The organism is Alcaligenes sp. LTN-3, assembly GCF_059735605.1.
The window spans coordinates 82,860-99,574 of record NZ_JCAPDN010000001.1 but is presented as its reverse complement, the minus strand read 5'-3'; the positions used below and the strand labels follow the sequence as shown (position 1 = coordinate 99,574).

At 57.0% G+C, this 16,715-nt stretch carries 17 protein-coding genes; 7 read left to right on the top strand and 10 right to left on the bottom strand.

Annotated features, from left to right (window positions below):
- Window positions 1-165: 165 nt before the first annotated feature.
- From AC6I6N_RS00480 to fliR, 7 genes are all read left to right on the top strand, one after another.
- Window positions 166-687 (top strand): flagellar basal body-associated FliL family protein, encoded by a 522-nt coding sequence (locus AC6I6N_RS00480; RefSeq protein WP_094196127.1) that lies wholly within the window; start codon window positions 166-168, stop codon window positions 685-687.
- Window positions 688-1,695 (top strand): flagellar motor switch protein FliM, encoded by a 1,008-nt coding sequence (gene fliM / locus AC6I6N_RS00475; protein ID WP_094196126.1) that lies wholly within the window; start codon window positions 688-690, stop codon window positions 1,693-1,695.
- Complete coding sequence (fliN, locus tag AC6I6N_RS00470) at window positions 1,692-2,198, top strand: flagellar motor switch protein FliN (RefSeq protein ID WP_094196125.1); 507 nt, start codon at window positions 1,692-1,694, stop codon at window positions 2,196-2,198. The genes fliM and fliN overlap by 4 nt, the downstream gene beginning before the upstream one ends.
- A gap of 30 nt (window positions 2,199-2,228) precedes the next feature.
- A complete protein-coding gene (fliO, locus tag AC6I6N_RS00465) occupies window positions 2,229-2,504 on the top strand; it encodes a flagellar biosynthetic protein FliO (RefSeq protein ID WP_094196124.1) in 276 nt (91 codons plus the stop codon).
- 7 nt (window positions 2,505-2,511) lie between these two features.
- Complete coding sequence (gene fliP / locus AC6I6N_RS00460) at window positions 2,512-3,279, top strand: flagellar type III secretion system pore protein FliP (RefSeq protein WP_107685427.1); 768 nt, start codon at window positions 2,512-2,514, stop codon at window positions 3,277-3,279.
- A 9-nt stretch (window positions 3,280-3,288) separates the two neighbouring features.
- Window positions 3,289-3,558 (top strand): flagellar biosynthesis protein FliQ, encoded by a 270-nt coding sequence (fliQ, locus tag AC6I6N_RS00455; RefSeq protein ID WP_003804652.1) that lies wholly within the window; start codon window positions 3,289-3,291, stop codon window positions 3,556-3,558.
- Window positions 3,559-3,656: 98 nt separating this feature from the next.
- Window positions 3,657-4,442 carry a flagellar biosynthetic protein FliR gene (gene fliR, locus AC6I6N_RS00450; RefSeq protein ID WP_094196122.1) on the top strand — a complete coding sequence of 262 codons (786 nt, stop codon included), beginning with the start codon at window positions 3,657-3,659 and terminating at the stop codon, window positions 4,440-4,442.
- On the opposite strand, the gene AC6I6N_RS00445 is transcribed toward fliR, so the two are convergent.
- The 10 genes from AC6I6N_RS00445 to AC6I6N_RS00400 form a co-directional block, all read right to left on the bottom strand.
- Window positions 4,439-5,128 carry a 3'-5' exonuclease gene (locus AC6I6N_RS00445; protein WP_121738538.1) on the bottom strand — a complete coding sequence of 230 codons (690 nt, stop codon included), beginning with the start codon at window positions 5,126-5,128 and terminating at the stop codon, window positions 4,439-4,441. The genes fliR and AC6I6N_RS00445 overlap by 4 nt on opposite strands.
- The gene (locus AC6I6N_RS00440) at window positions 5,125-7,035 is read right to left on the bottom strand and encodes a DUF294 nucleotidyltransferase-like domain-containing protein (protein WP_497942554.1); all 1,911 of its coding nucleotides are present in this window, start codon (window positions 7,033-7,035) and stop codon (window positions 5,125-5,127) included. The genes AC6I6N_RS00445 and AC6I6N_RS00440 overlap by 4 nt, the downstream gene beginning before the upstream one ends.
- Before the next feature lie 121 nt (window positions 7,036-7,156).
- The gene (locus AC6I6N_RS00435; RefSeq protein ID WP_497942552.1) at window positions 7,157-8,863 is read right to left on the bottom strand and encodes a methyl-accepting chemotaxis protein; all 1,707 of its coding nucleotides are present in this window, start codon (window positions 8,861-8,863) and stop codon (window positions 7,157-7,159) included.
- A 21-nt stretch (window positions 8,864-8,884) separates the two neighbouring features.
- Entirely contained in the window at window positions 8,885-9,322 is a 438-nt protein-coding gene (locus AC6I6N_RS00430; RefSeq protein ID WP_094196118.1) for a hypothetical protein, read from the bottom strand.
- Window positions 9,322-10,755 carry a methyl-accepting chemotaxis protein gene (locus AC6I6N_RS00425; RefSeq protein ID WP_269467005.1) on the bottom strand — a complete coding sequence of 478 codons (1,434 nt, stop codon included), beginning with the start codon at window positions 10,753-10,755 and terminating at the stop codon, window positions 9,322-9,324. The genes AC6I6N_RS00430 and AC6I6N_RS00425 overlap by 1 nt, the downstream gene beginning before the upstream one ends.
- Before the next feature lie 66 nt (window positions 10,756-10,821).
- A complete protein-coding gene (gene flgL / locus AC6I6N_RS00420) occupies window positions 10,822-12,039 on the bottom strand; it encodes a flagellar hook-associated protein FlgL (RefSeq protein WP_094196116.1) in 1,218 nt (405 codons plus the stop codon).
- A 35-nt stretch (window positions 12,040-12,074) separates the two neighbouring features.
- Complete coding sequence (flgK, locus tag AC6I6N_RS00415; protein ID WP_108727145.1) at window positions 12,075-13,790, bottom strand: flagellar hook-associated protein FlgK; 1,716 nt, start codon at window positions 13,788-13,790, stop codon at window positions 12,075-12,077.
- A gap of 105 nt (window positions 13,791-13,895) precedes the next feature.
- A complete protein-coding gene (gene flgJ / locus AC6I6N_RS00410; RefSeq protein ID WP_108727144.1) occupies window positions 13,896-14,861 on the bottom strand; it encodes a flagellar assembly peptidoglycan hydrolase FlgJ in 966 nt (321 codons plus the stop codon).
- A complete protein-coding gene (locus AC6I6N_RS00405) occupies window positions 14,861-15,991 on the bottom strand; it encodes a flagellar basal body P-ring protein FlgI (RefSeq protein WP_108727143.1) in 1,131 nt (376 codons plus the stop codon). The genes flgJ and AC6I6N_RS00405 overlap by 1 nt, the downstream gene beginning before the upstream one ends.
- Before the next feature lie 26 nt (window positions 15,992-16,017).
- On the bottom strand, window positions 16,018-16,704 hold the full coding sequence (locus tag AC6I6N_RS00400) for a flagellar basal body L-ring protein FlgH (RefSeq protein ID WP_108727142.1): 687 nt from the start codon (window positions 16,702-16,704) through the stop codon (window positions 16,018-16,020).
- Between the last annotated feature and the right edge of the window lie 11 nt (window positions 16,705-16,715).

The window sequence follows — 16,715 nt, the reverse complement described above, 5'->3', positions numbered from 1 at the left end:
ACAGACAGCCCGGCAAAAAGCATGATTAAGCTCGAAAAGCAGCGTCTATTCGCCGGGCCTGTCCTGTCTGACCTCCGGCACAATAGCTCAGGCATGCAGTCAGGCTCAGGCCAGACATGCGTTTGTCTGTTTGTCATACGCTAGAAAATTCAACGCTCACATCACATGGCCCGAAAAGCACCCACCAAACTTGCACGCCTGATGAAAACCGGTCTGCTGGTTCTGTTTATTATCGCCGCTAGCGTGGGCGCAACGCTGTACTACTCCCTGCAACAAAGCAGCACGCCTGCCTGGTTGGCCTGGGCAGAAAAAGGCCAGTCGGTTGAAGCCGCAACTGCGCCTGATGCCCCCCCGGAGGTCAAAGTCAACGTCAAGCCCATCTTTGCGCCCCTGGATCCCTTTACCGTCACCCTGAACGAGAATGGTCGCTCGCGCATCCTGTACGTAGGCATTACCTTGCGTGTCCAGGACGATGGCTCGCGTGCCATGCTGGTGGAGTACATGCCGATGGTGCGTGACCGCGTACTCAAGATTCTGGCTGAACAGCGCCCCACCTACATCCAGACTTCCGAAGGGCGTCAAGCCTTGGTTGCACAGCTTAGCGCCGGCCTGAAAGAGCCCTACGCGCTCAATACCGCTGTACCGACCATCAATGATGTCCTGTTCACCGCCTTTGTCATCCAATAAATGTCGTATCAGAGCTTCCTATCCCAAGACGAAGTCGATGCACTGCTGGCCGGTGTTACCGGCGAAGGCGCTGACACCAAGCCCTTAAATGAAAACCTGACTGGCGTACGGGCCTATGACCTGACTTCGCCAGACCGGGTAGTGCGTCACCGCATGCAGACCCTGGAGCTGATCAACGAGCGTTTTGCCCGTCGCTTGCGCTCGACCATGCTCAGCTTCATGCGCCGCAACGCGGACATTACCGTCGGCTCCATTCGTATTCAGAAGTACTCGGACTTCGAGCGCAACCTGCCCGTGCCCAGCAATCTGAACATGGTGTCCTTAAAGCCCTTGCGCGGCGTGTCGCTGTTTACCTTCGACCCGAACCTGGTCTTTTTGATTATCGACAGCCTGTTTGGTGGCCATGGCCGCTACAACACCCGTGTCGAGGGCCGCGACTTCACCACCACCGAGCAGCGCATCATCCAGCGTTTACTGACCCTGACCCTGGAGAGCTACTGTGGTGCCTGGGAGTCCATCTACCCGCTGGAAGCGGAGTACATGCGCTCAGAGATGCACACCAAGTTTGCCAGCATCAGCAGCAGCAACGACATCGTGGTGGTGACCTCGTTCAATATTGAATTTGGTGCCCAAGGCGGCAATCTGAACATCTGCCTGCCCTACTCCATGATCGAGCCGGTGCGCGACCTTCTGACGCGCCCCTTGCAAGACAAAGGCACCAACGACATTGACCAGCGCTGGACTCACCAGCTCTCGCGCCAGGTGCGCAGCGCCGAGGTCGAACTGATTGCCAACTTCGTCAACATAGACATGACCATTGCCGAACTGACTCAGCTCAAGGTCAATGATGTGTTGCCGATTGAAATCCCCACCCTTATTGAAGCCCACGTGGATGGTGTACCGATTCTGGAATGCCAGTATGGCACCTCCGGCGGCCGCTACTCCTTGCGGGTAGAAAACATCTTGGCCACCCACGACAGCGATTTGACTAAAGGTAAGTCCCTATGAGCGACCCTCACAACCCTAACGACCGGTCTGCGCCCGAGGACGACTGGGCAGCCGCGATGGCTGAGCAACAGGCTGGCAGCCAAAGCAGCACCCAAGCCCAAGGATTGGAACAGCCCCTGCAGGATGACTGGGCCTCGGCCCTGGCCGAGCAAAGCGCTGCCGCTCCTGTGCACGACGAGCCCAGCCCAGCCAGCAATCTGTTCCCGCCCATAGAGCACGCCCAGACCAATGCCACCACCGATATCGACATGATCATGGACATTCCAGTCCAGTTGTCGGTGGAACTGGGCCGCACACGTCTGACCATCAAGAACATTCTGCAACTGGGCCAGGGCTCGGTGGTGGAACTGGACGGCCTGGCCGGTGAGCCGCTGGATATTTACGTGAACGGCTACCTGATTGCTCAAGGCGAAGTGGTCGTGGTGGACGATAAATACGGTATTCGCGTCACCGACATCGTGACCCCATCGGACCGTATCCAGCGCCTGAACGGCCGCCGCTAGAGCATGGAACAAGCCCAGCTCGTCAGAATCATGCTTAGCCTGCTGCTGGTTGTAGGCCTGATTCTGGCAGCCGCCTGGGTTGCCCGTCGTGGCGGGCTGCTGAAAAACAAGAACCAGCAACGTATCAAGATTCTGGACAATCAACGCCTGGGGCCACGCAGCAGTGTGGCCTTGGTGCAGATCGATGGCCAGGAAATTCTGATTGGCATCACCCCTCAACAGATCAGCCTGCTGCACACCGCGAACCCTGCTGGCTCCGAACCGAACTTCCAGGCCCATCTGGACCAGCACCGTGCGCCCCGCTGACCGCCTCATGACCGCACACCTTTCTCCCGCCCAGCGCACTGGCCTGATCGTGCTTCTGGCCTTGATTGGCCTGTTCCTGCCGTCCCAGACCTGGGCCCAGGCTATTCCGGCCATTACCAGCACAGCCGGCCCGAACGGTTCGCAGACCTGGTCACTCAGCATCCAGACACTGGCCATGCTGACCATGATGTCCTTTCTGCCAGCCGCCTTGCTGATGATGACCGGTTTTACCCGCGTCATCATTGTGCTGGGGCTGCTGCGAAATGCGATGGGTACGGGTACAGCACCACCTAACACTGTGCTGGTGGGCCTGGCCCTGTTTCTGACCTTCTTTGTCATGTCGCCGGTGTTTGATCAGGTCTATCAAGACGCCTACAAACCTTTGTCGGAAAACAAGATCAGCTTTGAGACCGCGCTGGAGCAAGGCGCACAGCCCCTGAAAACATTCATGCTGCATCAGACCCGCGAGGCGGACTTGAAGCTGTTTGGCGATATGGCGGGCGTGGCTGAGCTGCAGACGCCGGAAGACGTGCCCTTGCGCGTGCTGGTGCCCGCTTTTGTGACCAGCGAGCTGAAAACAGCCTTCCAGATCGGCTTTACGATTTTCATTCCCTTTCTGATCATTGACCTGGTCATTGCCAGCGTCCTGATGTCCCTGGGGATGATGATGGTCCCGCCGGTGACCATCTCGCTGCCCTTTAAGCTCATGCTGTTTGTGCTGGCCGATGGCTGGCATCTGCTGCTTGGCTCCCTGGCCCGCAGCTTCTACCAATAAAGGACTGCCATGACTCCCGAGACCGTCATGTCCATGACCTATACCGCCCTGAAACTGGCCCTGTCCATGGCCGGCCCCATGTTGATTGTGGTGCTGGTGGTCGGTTTGGGCATCAGTATTTTTCAAGCGGCTACCCAGATCAACGAGATGACACTGTCCTTCATCCCCAAGCTGCTGGCGATGGGTATTACCGTTGTGCTGCTGGGCCCTTGGCTGATCAACAATATGGTCGACTACATGCAGGGCCTCTTGCGAGGCATCCCTGGACTGGTCAACTAAGACCGGCCACCGCGACAAGGAGCCCTTTGTGAGTACACCACCGTGTGACTGGCCAAGCGCAGGGCCTTGTTCACTCAACAGGCCCTAGGTTTGCTGCCGTGCTCGACCTGAATTCTGCCCAGCTCTATGCCTGGCTTAATGCCTTTTTGTGGCCCTTCATCCGTATTCTGGCCACCCTGGCCACCGTTCCCTTTTTCAGCGAATCTGCGATCCCCAAGCGGGCCAAAGTGGGTCTGGGTTTTGTCCTGACCCTGATTATCGCGCCCTCCCTGCCGCCCCTGCCCGACCTGCCCACCGCCTCTTACGAGGCTTTGCTGATTGCAGCTCAACAAGTCTTCATCGGGATTGCGCTAGGGTTGACCATGCGTATCGTGTTTGCGGCGGTGCAAACGGCAGGCGAGTTTATCGGTCTGCAAATGGGTTTGTCTTTTGCCTCATTTTTTGACCCGGCTACCGGCGCCAATACCGCCGTGCTGTCACGTTTGCTGAACGTGATTGCCGTGCTGACCTTTCTGGCCCTGAACGGTCACCTGCTCTTGCTCGGTGTTCTGGTTCGCACCTTCCATGTGCTGCCTATCGGAGCCGACCTGCACATCAATGGCTGGGGTGCCTTGCTGGATTGGAGCAGTGAGCTCTGGGTCTCAGGCATGTTGCTGGCCCTGCCGCTGATTATTGTGCTGCTGACGATTAACCTGGCCTTCGGAATCTTGAACCGTACCGCCCAGCAACTGACCATTTTTGCCGTTGGTTTCCCAATTACACTGACGGTCGGTCTGACGTTGCTCGTGGTCGTGATCCCGCAAACCACCCCATTCCTGGCCCAACTGTTCAATTCCGGCTACGAAGCCATGATGCGAGTTGCCTTCGGGCTGGCCGGCCCTTAAAACGCGTGGGCCTGCCGTTGCTTGTGTGACTGCATCAGGCGCCGGGCCTGCCCGATGGTCACCACGCCTTTTTGCCGGGCACGCCCAATCAAGAGCTGCATCAACTGCGCACTGACCAAGGCATCACCCAAGGCATCATGGCGGTCACTGACGGGCAGGCCACAATATCTCAGACAATCGTCCAGACCCAGGCGGCGGCCACGCCACTCAGGCAGTACACAAGCAGCCAGCTCGGCCAGGTCCAGAATCAAAGGCCGGGCTTGCTCCAGACCTGCCTGCGGCCAGGCACGATCCAGAAATGCCAGATCAAAGTCGGCGTCCCAGGCCACCCACACCGTGTTTTCTGAGTAACGCGCAAAGTCACGCATGAGCTGTGGCAGCGGCTCGCCTTGCTCCTGTCGCTGTGGGCTGATCTCATGAATCAGCAGGCTTTCCGGGCTGCGCTCACCATGAGTCCGAACCAGACCGGACCAGACATTACCCAAGGCAATGGAACCGCTTTCCAGCCGTACCGCACCGATCTGCACAATATGGTGACGCTTGGGCTCCAGACCGCTGGTCTCCAGATCCAGCACGGTAAAAGCGGCGTTATCCAAGGCCTGCTCGTCTATTGCGCTCCAGGACAAGGAGAGGCGGCGTGCAGCAAACAAAGGTTTACGCCAAGGTAGCCAAGAGAGCCGTTTCATAAGCGATATCGGAAAGCCAGAATACGTTGGGCACGACGCACTTGGGACAAGGCCTCACGCAAGACACGCGCATCCAATGCGCCCAAAGCACTCAAGCGCACCAGATTGTCAGGTTCCCGCCCCTCCTGCAACTGGGTCTGATGATGCTGCAAGCGCAACAATTGCAGGTAACGGTAGGCCTCACGCAGGCCTTCTGACTCCTCGGCCGTAAAAACACCACGCTGGGTCAGCACGGCCAGCCTGTCCATGGAGGAGGGCAATTCGCAACCATGTGCCAGGGCCAGCACACGCAGCACATCCACCATCGGTGCCAAGGCCTGTTTCTTGATATCCAACTTGTCATCGCCCTGCCCCATCAAGGCCTCCAGGCGACTGCGTTTTTTACCGCTGGGAATACGGGTCTGACAGGTACTTTGGGCCAGCATGCGCTGGAACACAGGATTATCATTCACCATACCCAGAACCCGACGCTGCATGCGCTGCAACACGCTGCTTTGGCCCCAGATGGCACGGCAATCAAAATAAATCGTGGACTCCAGCAACTGCTCGGGGGCAGGCCGTTCGATCATGATCTGAAAGCGATGCAACCACTCGGCCTCAGACAGGCACAGCTCAGGATTGCTGGCCATGATATTGCCAGTACACCAGACCATCCCGCAGCGATCCAGGGCTTCATTGACCCGACGCGCAAAAGGCAAGAGCAAGGCTCGATAGGCCTTAGCCTGTTCGGGGGAGTTGGCGACAAACACAATCCCGTTGTCCTGATCCGTGTGACGGGTTTGCTCACCACGGGCCTGGCTACCAAAAGCCAGCCAGCAAAACTCGATCTCATCCAAGCCGGAGCCGGGCAAGGTCAATTCAATCGTGCGCTGAACCGTGTGGTCATTCAGGCGCGTAATGACAGCCGTCAATTGCTCGGATCGTGCACCGTGAGCCAGCATGGCATCGACCAGCCGCCCAATATCCGACTGCAAGCGCACCAGCACCGACACGTCCTGTGCACAGCGCAAGGCACGCGACAAATGCACCAGATCCACGCGTTGCAAAGAAAACACATCACGCTCGGACACCATGCCCACGACCTTGTGGTCTTGAACCAGGCAAATATGGCCGATTTGGTGCTCCACCATCAGCAAGGCCGCATCAAAGGCCGAAGACTGTGGCACCAGCCAGACCGGATCCGGTGTCATGACTTGCGACATGGCCTGAGTCGGGTCGTACTGGCCGCCCGCCACCAAGCGACGCAAATCTCGCAAGGTAAAGATGCCCAGCAAATGCTGGTCGGGATTAACGACCACTATGCTGCTGACCTGACGCTCATGCATGTCTTTGACGGCCTGCTCTACCGGACAGTCTGGCAAGCAACTGAGCAAACCGCGTTCTGTCATCGCCTGCAGACTCATGTCCAAGGTATAGCTGGCACCCAAATCCGCACTGGCACTTTGCTGGGCACTGCGCCAGACCGAAGCCAGCAAGCTGCTGGTACCTCGCAGGCAGTAATCCCGAAATGGTTCGCTCGTACTGAGCAGATGGGCAACGGCTTCACCGGACACGCACAAGGTAAAGCAGTCTTCCTGCACCTGGTAAGCACTACCCAGGGCCTGTCCCGAGACCAGCTCACGCACGGGCAGAAGATCTCCTTCCACATAGTCGTGCGTCTCGCCATGCTCCTGGCAGCTAATTTGCCCTTGGCGAACAATGTAAAGCTGATCAACCCGCGCGCCTTCTTCCAGCAGCACCTGTCCGGCTGAAAAGAACCGTAGCTCGCTATGTTCGATCAGGTAATCGCCATGCTGGGCCTGCATCTGATCAAAAGGCGGGTAAGCAATCAACCAGGCCAAGATGCCGGGCGCCTTTTGGCGCACCGCCGTCTTGGCCACGGATTCACCGGGAATCGCGAAGGACATGGGGCGTCTCTGCTGGCTATAGACAAAGAATTATTGTGCCATGCAGCATGGCCTTCACAAGCCCTGTTTTTCTAGGGGATTTCAACTATAGGCATAGGCCTGTTTTTTCCCCGCAAAACGCTTAACGCAAACGATCGTAGTCGCGCTCGCTCATGTTGATCACGTCGCCTTCCTGCACCTTGAACTGGGATACGGCCTCGGCCAAGGTCTCGGATTGCGACTGCAAGGAGCCTGCCGCGGCCGCCGCCTCTTCCACCAGTGATGCATTTTGCTGCACCACAGCATCCATCTGAGCCACTGCCGTGTTGATCTGTTCGATACCGGCAGTTTGCTCTTGGGAAGCGGAAGAAATCTCGCTCATCAAGGTGGTCACGCTGTTCACCGCACGCACCACTTCTTGAATAATGTCGCCCGCACTGGCCACTTGCTGTGTACCCGTCTGAACTTCGTTTTGCGAGGCTTCAATCAAACCCTTGATTTCCTTGGCCGCTTGCGCACTACGCTGGGCCAGACTGCGTACTTCACCGGCCACCACCGCAAAACCCTTGCCTTGCTCACCAGCGCGAGCTGCTTCCACGGCCGCGTTCAGAGCCAGAATATTCGTTTGGAAGGCAATGCCATCGATCACATTCACGATGTCAGCCACCTGTCCAGAACGGGCAGAAATCTGATTCATGGTGTTGACCACCGCGCCAACCGACTCCCCTCCCTGGCGAGCCACCTTGGCAGCGTTATGAGCCAGTTGGTCTGCCTGACCTGCATTGTCCGCATTCTGACGCACTGTGCTGGCCAACTCTTCCAGACTGGCTGCGGTTTCCTGCAAGGCGGCAGCCTGTTGCTCGGTACGGGAGCTCAGGTCCGTATTGCCTGCAAAAATCTGCGAAGAACCCGACGCAATTTCGTCCACACCTTGGCGCACGGTCAGCACAATGCTTTGCAAACTTTGTTGCATGCGACGCATGGAGTCATACAAAACCCCCACCTCATTGGCCGAGCGGTAGGTAATTTTTTTGGTCAGATCACCATTGGCAATATAGTCAAAGTGCATGCCGGCTTCACGCAAGGGCTTCAAAGCGGCACGACCCAGTATCAGACGCATTGCCACAATAATGGCGAGTCCCAGCAACAAGGCCACCGCAATGACGATGTTGGCCACACGGGTTTGCAGCTCGGTCTGCTCCAGCAGCACATCCGTCTGCTCGTTGTAGAACTTGCTCAGCTCCTCAATGCGAAACTGGAAGGTGGCAGCACGCAAAACACCAAAACCCTCACTGACAAAGTAGAACGTACTGTAGTCACGGGTTTCCAGAGCCTGGACCATGGGTTCAATCCCGTCGTCCAGATAGGCCTGGTAGGACGCAACCAGCCCCATAGCCAAGCGGCGCAACTCAGGCTCGGTAGGCATATTGGCGCGAATATCGGCAAAGGCCTTACGCACTTCATCCAGCTTCTGATTGGCCATGATCACCAGATTGTCTGCGCTTTGCAGCATATTGGCGTCATTATCAATGCCCGCTTCCTGATAAAAGCGCGCCGCACTCATCAGGCTGACGCGGGCTTCCATCATATTGTTGTTCAGTTGCAGAATCTGCATGGCACGCTGATCCTGGCGATTGATCGTGCGCAAGGCATCACCGCTTTGCTGCAGAAAATAGGCGGCCAGCCCCCCTACCGCGACAATCAGAACCAGGAAAAAAGCCATGCAAATCATCAGCATGGTGCTGATTTTCAGCCCCGAAGCCGACTTCAGGCTGGGGCGAAACGATTTGGAGGAACGACGTTTAGAAGCGCGGGACGCGGACGGAAGACTGCTTTCAATACCCAGCATTTGCTAAATCCAAAGAAAACTCTAGTGGCTGACCGGCAAGATGGTGATCATGTCCGTGCCAGGGTGTTCAATCGTGACCGAGCCGGTGGCGGCGCTGCGCGCCTGCTCGCGGTACACGGAAGGAATGTGACTGCGCTTGACCACTTGCTGGAAACGCCCCTGGGCATCAAACTGAAGCCACAGTTCCTGTCGAAAATAGACCGCATCCGTTGCCAGGGTTGTGCCCTGGAACCAAACGGCCATTTCACTGCCATCGAGCTGTCGGTAAACCTGATGAGGGCGGCCTTGCAAGGACAGCTCGGCATCGGCACGCGTACTCTGGCCCAGAATCAGATCATTCAAGCCCGAAGCCTTGAAAGAGGAACCCTGGGTAGCGCACGCTGCCAGGGTGAACAAACACAAACCTATCAGCGCCTTACGTCCCCGCCCGACCCAGAGGCTTAGTCGGGAGAAAGACATTAAAACTCCTCCCAATCATCATCGGAAGATGCGCTGTTTTGTTTGCCGCTCAAATCGGGGCGCAGCAGGCGCTGGCTATCGTCCTGAGCGGTTGCCGAAGCTTTGGCGGGCGCTGCCGCCTTGACCGGCGCGGACAAGCCTTTAGTTGCCGTACCGGCCGGTTTGCCGGCTGGCGTACTGCCTTTCAAGGAGGGGCTGCGGCGCTGTTCGGAGTCAGAGCTGGAGACACTGGCACTGCGGCGATTGGCAACACGACGAGCGCTGACATCAATGACCTCCGTACCCGGAGAGCGAAAGAAACCGATGGCCTGGTTAACCTTGGTCACCTGCTCGCTCAGGCCAGACGATGCCAGGGCTGCCTGCTCCACCAGACGGGCGTTGTACTGTGTCGTTTCGTCCATTTGCGACACGGCACGGTTCACCTGATCAATCCCGGAAGATTGCTCAATCGTGGCGGCGGTGATCTCGCCCATAATGTCGGTCACACGACGCACGGAATCCACAATTTCCTGCATGGTGGCGCCAGCACGTTCCACTTGCGAGGAACCTTCCGTTACTTTACGCACCGAGTCTTCGATCAAAGCGGTAATTTCACGCGCGGCCTGGGCACTGCGCTGCGCCAAGGCTCGCACCTCTGCCGCCACCACCGCAAAACCCTTGCCCTGCTCACCTGCTCGCGCGGCTTCCACCGCAGCGTTCAAAGCCAGAATATTGGTCTGGAAGGCAATACTGTCGATCACGCCCACAATGTCGGAAATCTTGTTGGAGCTGGCCGAAATGCCTTGCATGGTTGCAACCACTTCATTGACAGCACTGCCACCACGATGGGCGACATCCGAGGCCGTCGCAGCCAGTTGGTTGGCTTGTTGAGCGTTATCCGCATTCTGACGGACGGTACCAGCCAACTGTTCCATGCTGGCTGCGGTCTGCTGCAAGGAGGCGGCCTGCTCTTCAGTACGGCTGCTGATATTGGTATTGCCCTGGGCAATTTCCTGAGCACCGGCGTGGATCTCTTCCAGGCCCAGACGCACTGTGGTGGTCGTCTTGACCAAGGACTCCTGCATGCGGCCCAGCGACTCGAACAAATCACCAATTTCATTGGCGGTCAGCACACGGATACGCTGGGTCAGATCACCTTTGGCAATCGCATCAAAGTAGCTGGCAAAATCGCCCAAAGGACGCACCACACGGCGAAAGAAGTAACTGATAGCAGCCAGGCCCAACAGCACGGCCAGCACCAGCACAATGGTCAGAACGATATTGAACGTGCTTTGCTGCTCTTGCAAGGTACGCAATACCTTGTCGCCCGAGCCCAAGGCCAACAGACCATGAAAGTAATACAGGGCCCAGCCTGCCATGGCTACTGTCAATGCCATCAAAGCAGCAATACAAAAGGTCATGCCGACCTTTAGACTCAAATTCTTAAAAAGCATAGAAGATTCCCGCATGTGGTGCTTGACTGCCGGTTAAGGAAAAACCACCCAAAAAAGAACGCAGACTTAGCGATTCATATTGAACAAACTCATGCTCTGAATCGTCTGAAACGCCATGGCTGACATTTCCAACGCCGCCTTGCGCAACTCCAGATCCGTGGAAGCCTGAAAAACATTCAGATCTTCCAGGCGTGAAAGCTCATTGGTGTAGTTCAAGGCGCGGGCCGCGCCGTTGGCGCTCAAAGCATCAATTTCGTTCATACGCGTACCGACCGAGGAGATCACGGTTTGTACGTTATCGAAGTTCTCACCCAGGCGCTGCATGGCTGAGTTCATCGTATTGCGGAACTCGGCCTGAGCAACCGGATCACCGCTGACAGGTTTACGCAAAGCCTCAACCACCGACTGCAAGGTGTTGAACATGTTCATGTCAGCTGAGCTGGTGCTATCTACCGAGCTGACCTCAAAGCTGTCGCCCACAGCAGGCTTGCCTTCAATCTGAACACTGACGCCACCGGGCAGGTTGATGCGCTGACGCTCGTTCTCATCCAGTACACCCTGGCTGACCACCGCACCATTTACTTCAATGTCGTACTCGGTCTCCGACGTAAAGCGGATGGTGTAGTTGGCCTCTGCCCCCGTTAAGGAAGAGTTGCCATTGGGCGCACTGACCACAGCCGAACCAGTATTGGCATTGGCCTGCGTGAAGTAGGCCGTGGAACCTGGATTGGCGCGCTCGAAAATGGTACGACCGTGGTCGGCCGAGTCCATCTGACGGGTTTGCTCAACCTGAATATCGCGACCATTGGTATCGCCGGTATAGGTAAAGGTGCTACCCGAGCGCTCGAACGCTTGCGTCGTGCCTTTCGAGCCGGAGAACAAGTACTGTCCTGAACCATCCTTGGTGTTGGCAAAGCCAAACAAGGTATCCAGAGCACTTTCCATCACCGTGGCCAAGGTGCTGCGATCAGCATCGGACATGGTGCCGGTAGACGCTTCCACCAGACGGGTCTGAATACCTTGCAACTGCAGGTTGACGGCGTTGAGCAGGTTTTCCTCTTCCCCCAACGAACGCATGGCCACCTCGCGGTTTTCACCGTAACGCTTGTCCATGGCCTGGGATTGCGCCAGATTGATCGTCTGCGCCGAAGCCAGTGGATCATCCGACGGGGTGATCATCCGCTTTTGCGAGCCCATCTGCTGAAAAACCCGCATCAGATCGGACTGCTGCTTGTTGATCGAGGTCAGGCCCGTCTGAAAGAAAAGAGAAGAACTAATACGCATAGCAAGTTTCCAATTTCAAGACCAAAGAGCCGTACTCAACTACGCAGGCCTAAAAGGGTGTCAAACATCTTCGAACTGGTATCAATCAGGCGGGCAGCCGCCTGATATTGCTCCTGAAAACGTTGGAGCATGATGTATTCCTCGTCCTTGTTCACGCCGGACAAGGATTGCTGAGCGGCGTAGTTTTGCTCGATCAACTTTAATTGCGCCTTGGCCGCCGTGCCGTTTTGCTGTGTTTGCACCGCAATACGGTTCACGATCTGACCAAAAGAATCGTTCAGGCTCAACGAACCGTCAGCCAGCACCTTGGTATTGCGCAGATCGGCCAGTTGTTGAGCGATCGCGCCGTTGGCCGAACCGGTGTCTTTATCAGCGGCCGCAATATCTTGCGGACGCTTGATCTCTACCTGCAGGCTGCTGCCTGCATTGACGGTGGGCTGCACCAACCAGGAATCCCCATCCTGAGACTGGTTCTTTAAGCTGGACACATCAATTTCCAGACCATCTACCCGTGTAATCCCGCCGTTCGTATCCGGACCATTCAGGGCGGTCACATCGTTGCTGCTCAAGTTGCGCAACTGAAAACCACCCTCCACGCGCTCGATGCGGTAGTTATCACCCGTTAGCTTGTCGACGGGCTGGGTGTAACCCTTGCTGGGATCAGCCGGATCAACCAGGTCTTTGTAAAAAGACACACCAGGCACACCGCTGCTGACCGGGTTATTCCCATTGGCAATGACTTTGGGGCCACTGACGCTGAACACATCTTTGCCCGCCTCCCCTTTCAAATCCACGCCTTGGCGGTGAATGTCATTTACGGTGTGGGCCAGCCCCACGGCCAAACGCCCCAGGGCATTGATGGCAGGTTCCAGGCTTTCCTGACGGAACTGCAGCAAGCCACCCAAGGTGCCACCTTTAATGGCACCTTCGCGGAACTCGGACACCACCATCTTGCCGTCCACGTTCAAGGCAGACGTAAAGCCGACCACCATACGCTCGGGATTTTCAGCCGAACGCACGGCGTGCAAGGGGTAAACACGATCACCGCCCAGCAGCATCTGACCGCCTGCCGTGGTCACGCTCAACCGTCCGTCCTGCTCAACCGTACTCACGTCCACCAGTTGGCCCAGCTCGGCCACCAGTTGTTCACGCTGATCAAGCAAGTCATTGGGTTCGTGACCGGGCGTGGTGCCTTTGGCCGCCACGATCTGTTTATTGACGTTATCAATACGTTCCAGATAGCTGTTGATCTGGGTAACCGTGGTGCCCACCTGCGTATTGATGTTCTCGTTAACGCGATTCATGTAGGCCGTCGCGTCACGAACCTGCGTGGCCAGGCTTTCGGCACGGCCCAGCAACTCCTGACGAGCAGAAGAATCTGCTGGCTGCGAGGCGACGGCTTCCAGGCCATTGAAGAAGTTTTGCAAAGCCGGGCTGATACCAACCGTGCGGTCCGAGAACAGATTGTCCAGTTGGGAGATTTCGGTTCCATAGCTGACCAGGGCCGCGCCAGCCGTTTGCGAGCGCATCAACTGCTGATACAGGAAATTGTCATGGGAGCGCTGCACGGTGACCACCTGCACGCCACGGCCATAGTAGCCACTGCCGCTTCCCACCGACCCCGCCGTCTCGACCAGAACCGATTGGCGGTTATAACCAGGGGTATCGATATTATTAATATTGTGGCCCGTCACCTGCATGCGCTTTTGAGCGGCAAACAAGCCGGAAATACCAAGGTTGGCGAGATTCATATCAAATCCTTTCTGTCCTGCCCGGCCCGTAGTGTCCAAGGCGAAAAATGAACATGCTGCTTTTTAACGACCACCTTGGTGCAATATTTAGACCTGTATCAATAATTAAGACTTGCCACCATCAAAGTAGGCCATGATGGAGATCAGTTTTTTGGCGTAGGAAGGGTCGGTGGCGTAGCCCGCATCCTGAATACGCTGAGCGGCTTCTTGAGGCGAAGCGGCTTGTTTTACACTTTCATAACGTTTGTTATTACCAATCAGGCGGGCATAATCCGCAAAAGACTCGGCATAGGAGTCATAGGCACGGAAAGTCTGCGTCATTTTGCGCGCCACGCCGTTCTGATATTCCGTGGTCATGACCTCGACCGTTTTGCCCTTCCAGGAAGGGGTCGCCTTGATACCAAACAGATTGTGGCTGGTGGTGCCATCGGGGTGCATGATTTCACGCTTGCCCCACCCCGACTCCAGGGCGGCCTGGCTCAGGATCAACTTGGCCGGAACACCGCTGTCTTCGGCGGCCACTTTGGCGGCCGTATTCATGCGGTCTACAAACTGGCGAATATGGTTGGGTGCGCCCTGAATCGAGGAATACACGCGCTGCACTGTGCTGTTATTGCTGAGCTTGTCGATCAGTTCGGCAATGGAAGCTGCGTCAATGGAGCGGTCATTGGGCATGCGCGAGCGAAGATCCGCACGACGTGACTGAGCGGCTTCTGGATCATAGGACGCAGCACCAAAGGGCTCACTGAACTGCCCGCTCATCTGCGCTTGCAAGGCTTTGGCCAAGCCAATGCCTGGGTCAGCCAATTGCATGGCCAGTTGCTCGTCCCCCAGGCTTTGCGCCATACGCACGGACTGCGTGTCAAACATGCCGCCCGGGAGGTTGGCGGCCCGCGCCTGCTTCAAAATATTCTGAATAAACAGGGACTCGAACTGGCGGGCCACTTGCAGTTGGGTCGCCTGATTCTGGCCGTCTTGTCCGGCCCGCTGACGCAACTGGGCCAGTTGTTGCGGGTCAAAAATCGAAACCTGCGTTCCTGTACCAGGACGCGGGAAATACTGCACCGTCATTAGATGATCTCCAGATCGGCCCGCAAAGCGCCAGCGCTTTTCAGGTTCTGCAAAATGGACAACAAGTCTTGAGGGGTTGCACCCAAAGCATTCAAGGCGCGGACGACATCGGCCAAATTGGCGCTGGTCTTGACGCGTTGCAAAGAGCCGCTGTCACTGCGCATTTCAATCTGGGTGCTATCGGCCACAACGGTCTGACCGCCGCCAAATGGTGTATCCGGCTGGCTAACTTGCGGTTGTCGGCTAATGACCACAGACAGATTGCCGTAGGCAATGGCGGCTTCATCAATCGTGACGGTACGGTTCATGACCACTGAGCCGGTACGAGCATTGATCACCACGCGAGCCCGTGCCGGTGGCAGGTTCACTTGCAGGTTTTCCACATGCGAAATAAAGGCAGTTTGAGCTTGCGGATCCAAAGGACCACGCACCTGAATCAGACGGCCATCCAGGGCGGTCGCCGTGGACGGGCCAAACTGCTTGTTCAAGGCCGCCACCACGTTCTGGGCTGTACCAAAATCCGACGAATTCATTTCCAGATTGATCACGCCATCTCGTGCGTAGGTCGTGGGCACGCTTTGCTCGACCGTTGCGCCACCGGGAATCGTGCCGCCATTGAGCTGATTGACCTGCACGCTGGAACCACCGGCTTCAGCCCCCGCTCCGCCGACCAGCAAATTGCCTTGGGCAATGGCGTAGACCTGTCCGTTCGCGCCTTTGAGAGGCGTCATCAACAAGGTGCCACCGCGCAAACTCTTGGCGTTACCCATGGAAGACACCACCACATCCACAGACTGCCCAGGGCGGGCAAAAGCAGGTAAACGGGCCGTCACCATGACGGCTGCGACGTTCTTGAGCTGCATATTGCTGCCCTGGGGAATCGTTACTCCCAACTGGGACAGCATATTGGTCAAGCTTTGCTGGGTGAAGGGGGCCTGGCGCACCTGGTCGCCACTGCCATCCAGACCCACGACCAGGCCATAACCGATCAGCGGATTATCACGCACGCCCTGAATAGAGGCCAGATCCTTGATACGCTCGGCCTGGCTGGCCGGAGCCAACAACAGGCCCGCCGCCAGCATGGCTGCTTGCAGCACATGGCGATAAGAAAAAAAACGAGTACGACTCATGGAAAACGCCATATCAAGCAAAAGGCTCAGAACGGGGAAATATTCAGGAAAAAACGCTGTAGCCAGCCCATGGTCTGGACTTCATCCATGACCCCTTTGCTACGAAACTCGATACGGGCATCGGCCACCTGAGTGGAGGGCACGGTACTGCTGCCGGAAATGGAGCGCGGGTCCACCACGCCGGAAAAACGGATGTATTCGCTGCCACGGTTAATGGCGATCTGCTTTTCACCCGCAACCTGCAGGTTGCCATTGGGCAAAACGCCCACTACCGTGGTCGTCAAGGTGCCAGTAAAGGTATTATCGGCACGACTGGAACCCTTGCCCTGCGCCTTGTTCGAGCCGCTGACCTCAAAGTTCTGTTTGCTGCCTATTTCATTGGGCAGGAAAGCCGGGACACCCGTAAAGTCAAGACCACCGCTCCCCGTCCGATCCGTGTTGGTCGAGACATTCTTGGCAGCGTTGGTACGCTCCTGAATCATGATGGTGACAATGTCGCCCACATTGCGTGGCCGTCTGTCTTCAAACAGCGGGTAGTTGCCATACGCCGAGGGTTGGTAGATAGAGCCATTGGCCACCACGGCCGCCGGAACGGCCGGTGGCGGGGCCGCGGTCAAGGGGCCAGTGACCACATCTTCAGGGGGCACCAGCGCGCAACCGGACAGGACAACAAGCGCACCCAGTGCAAGACGGCTCAACAGAGCTTGGAACATTGTCACGATCT

Coding starts and splice junctions, on each gene's coding strand:
- AC6I6N_RS00480 (WP_094196127.1), top strand. CDS start 166: ATGGCCCGAAAAGCACCCACCAAACTTGCACGCCTGATGAAAACCGGT.
- fliM (WP_094196126.1), top strand. CDS start 688: ATGTCGTATCAGAGCTTCCTATCCCAAGACGAAGTCGATGCACTGCTG.
- fliN (WP_094196125.1), top strand. CDS start 1,692: ATGAGCGACCCTCACAACCCTAACGACCGGTCTGCGCCCGAGGACGAC.
- fliO (WP_094196124.1), top strand. CDS start 2,229: ATGCTTAGCCTGCTGCTGGTTGTAGGCCTGATTCTGGCAGCCGCCTGG.
- fliP (WP_107685427.1), top strand. CDS start 2,512: ATGACCGCACACCTTTCTCCCGCCCAGCGCACTGGCCTGATCGTGCTT.
- fliQ (WP_003804652.1), top strand. CDS start 3,289: ATGACTCCCGAGACCGTCATGTCCATGACCTATACCGCCCTGAAACTG.
- AC6I6N_RS00445 (WP_121738538.1), bottom strand. CDS start 5,128: ATGAAACGGCTCTCTTGGCTACCTTGGCGTAAACCTTTGTTTGCTGCA.
- AC6I6N_RS00440 (WP_497942554.1), bottom strand. CDS start 7,035: ATGTCCTTCGCGATTCCCGGTGAATCCGTGGCCAAGACGGCGGTGCGC.
- AC6I6N_RS00435 (WP_497942552.1), bottom strand. CDS start 8,863: ATGCTGGGTATTGAAAGCAGTCTTCCGTCCGCGTCCCGCGCTTCTAAA.
- AC6I6N_RS00430 (WP_094196118.1), bottom strand. CDS start 9,322: ATGTCTTTCTCCCGACTAAGCCTCTGGGTCGGGCGGGGACGTAAGGCG.
- AC6I6N_RS00425 (WP_269467005.1), bottom strand. CDS start 10,755: ATGCTTTTTAAGAATTTGAGTCTAAAGGTCGGCATGACCTTTTGTATT.
- flgL (WP_094196116.1), bottom strand. CDS start 12,039: ATGCGTATTAGTTCTTCTCTTTTCTTTCAGACGGGCCTGACCTCGATC.
- flgK (WP_108727145.1), bottom strand. CDS start 13,790: ATGAATCTCGCCAACCTTGGTATTTCCGGCTTGTTTGCCGCTCAAAAG.
- flgJ (WP_108727144.1), bottom strand. CDS start 14,861: ATGACGGTGCAGTATTTCCCGCGTCCTGGTACAGGAACGCAGGTTTCG.
- AC6I6N_RS00405 (WP_108727143.1), bottom strand. CDS start 15,991: ATGAGTCGTACTCGTTTTTTTTCTTATCGCCATGTGCTGCAAGCAGCC.
- AC6I6N_RS00400 (WP_108727142.1), bottom strand. CDS start 16,704: ATGTTCCAAGCTCTGTTGAGCCGTCTTGCACTGGGTGCGCTTGTTGTC.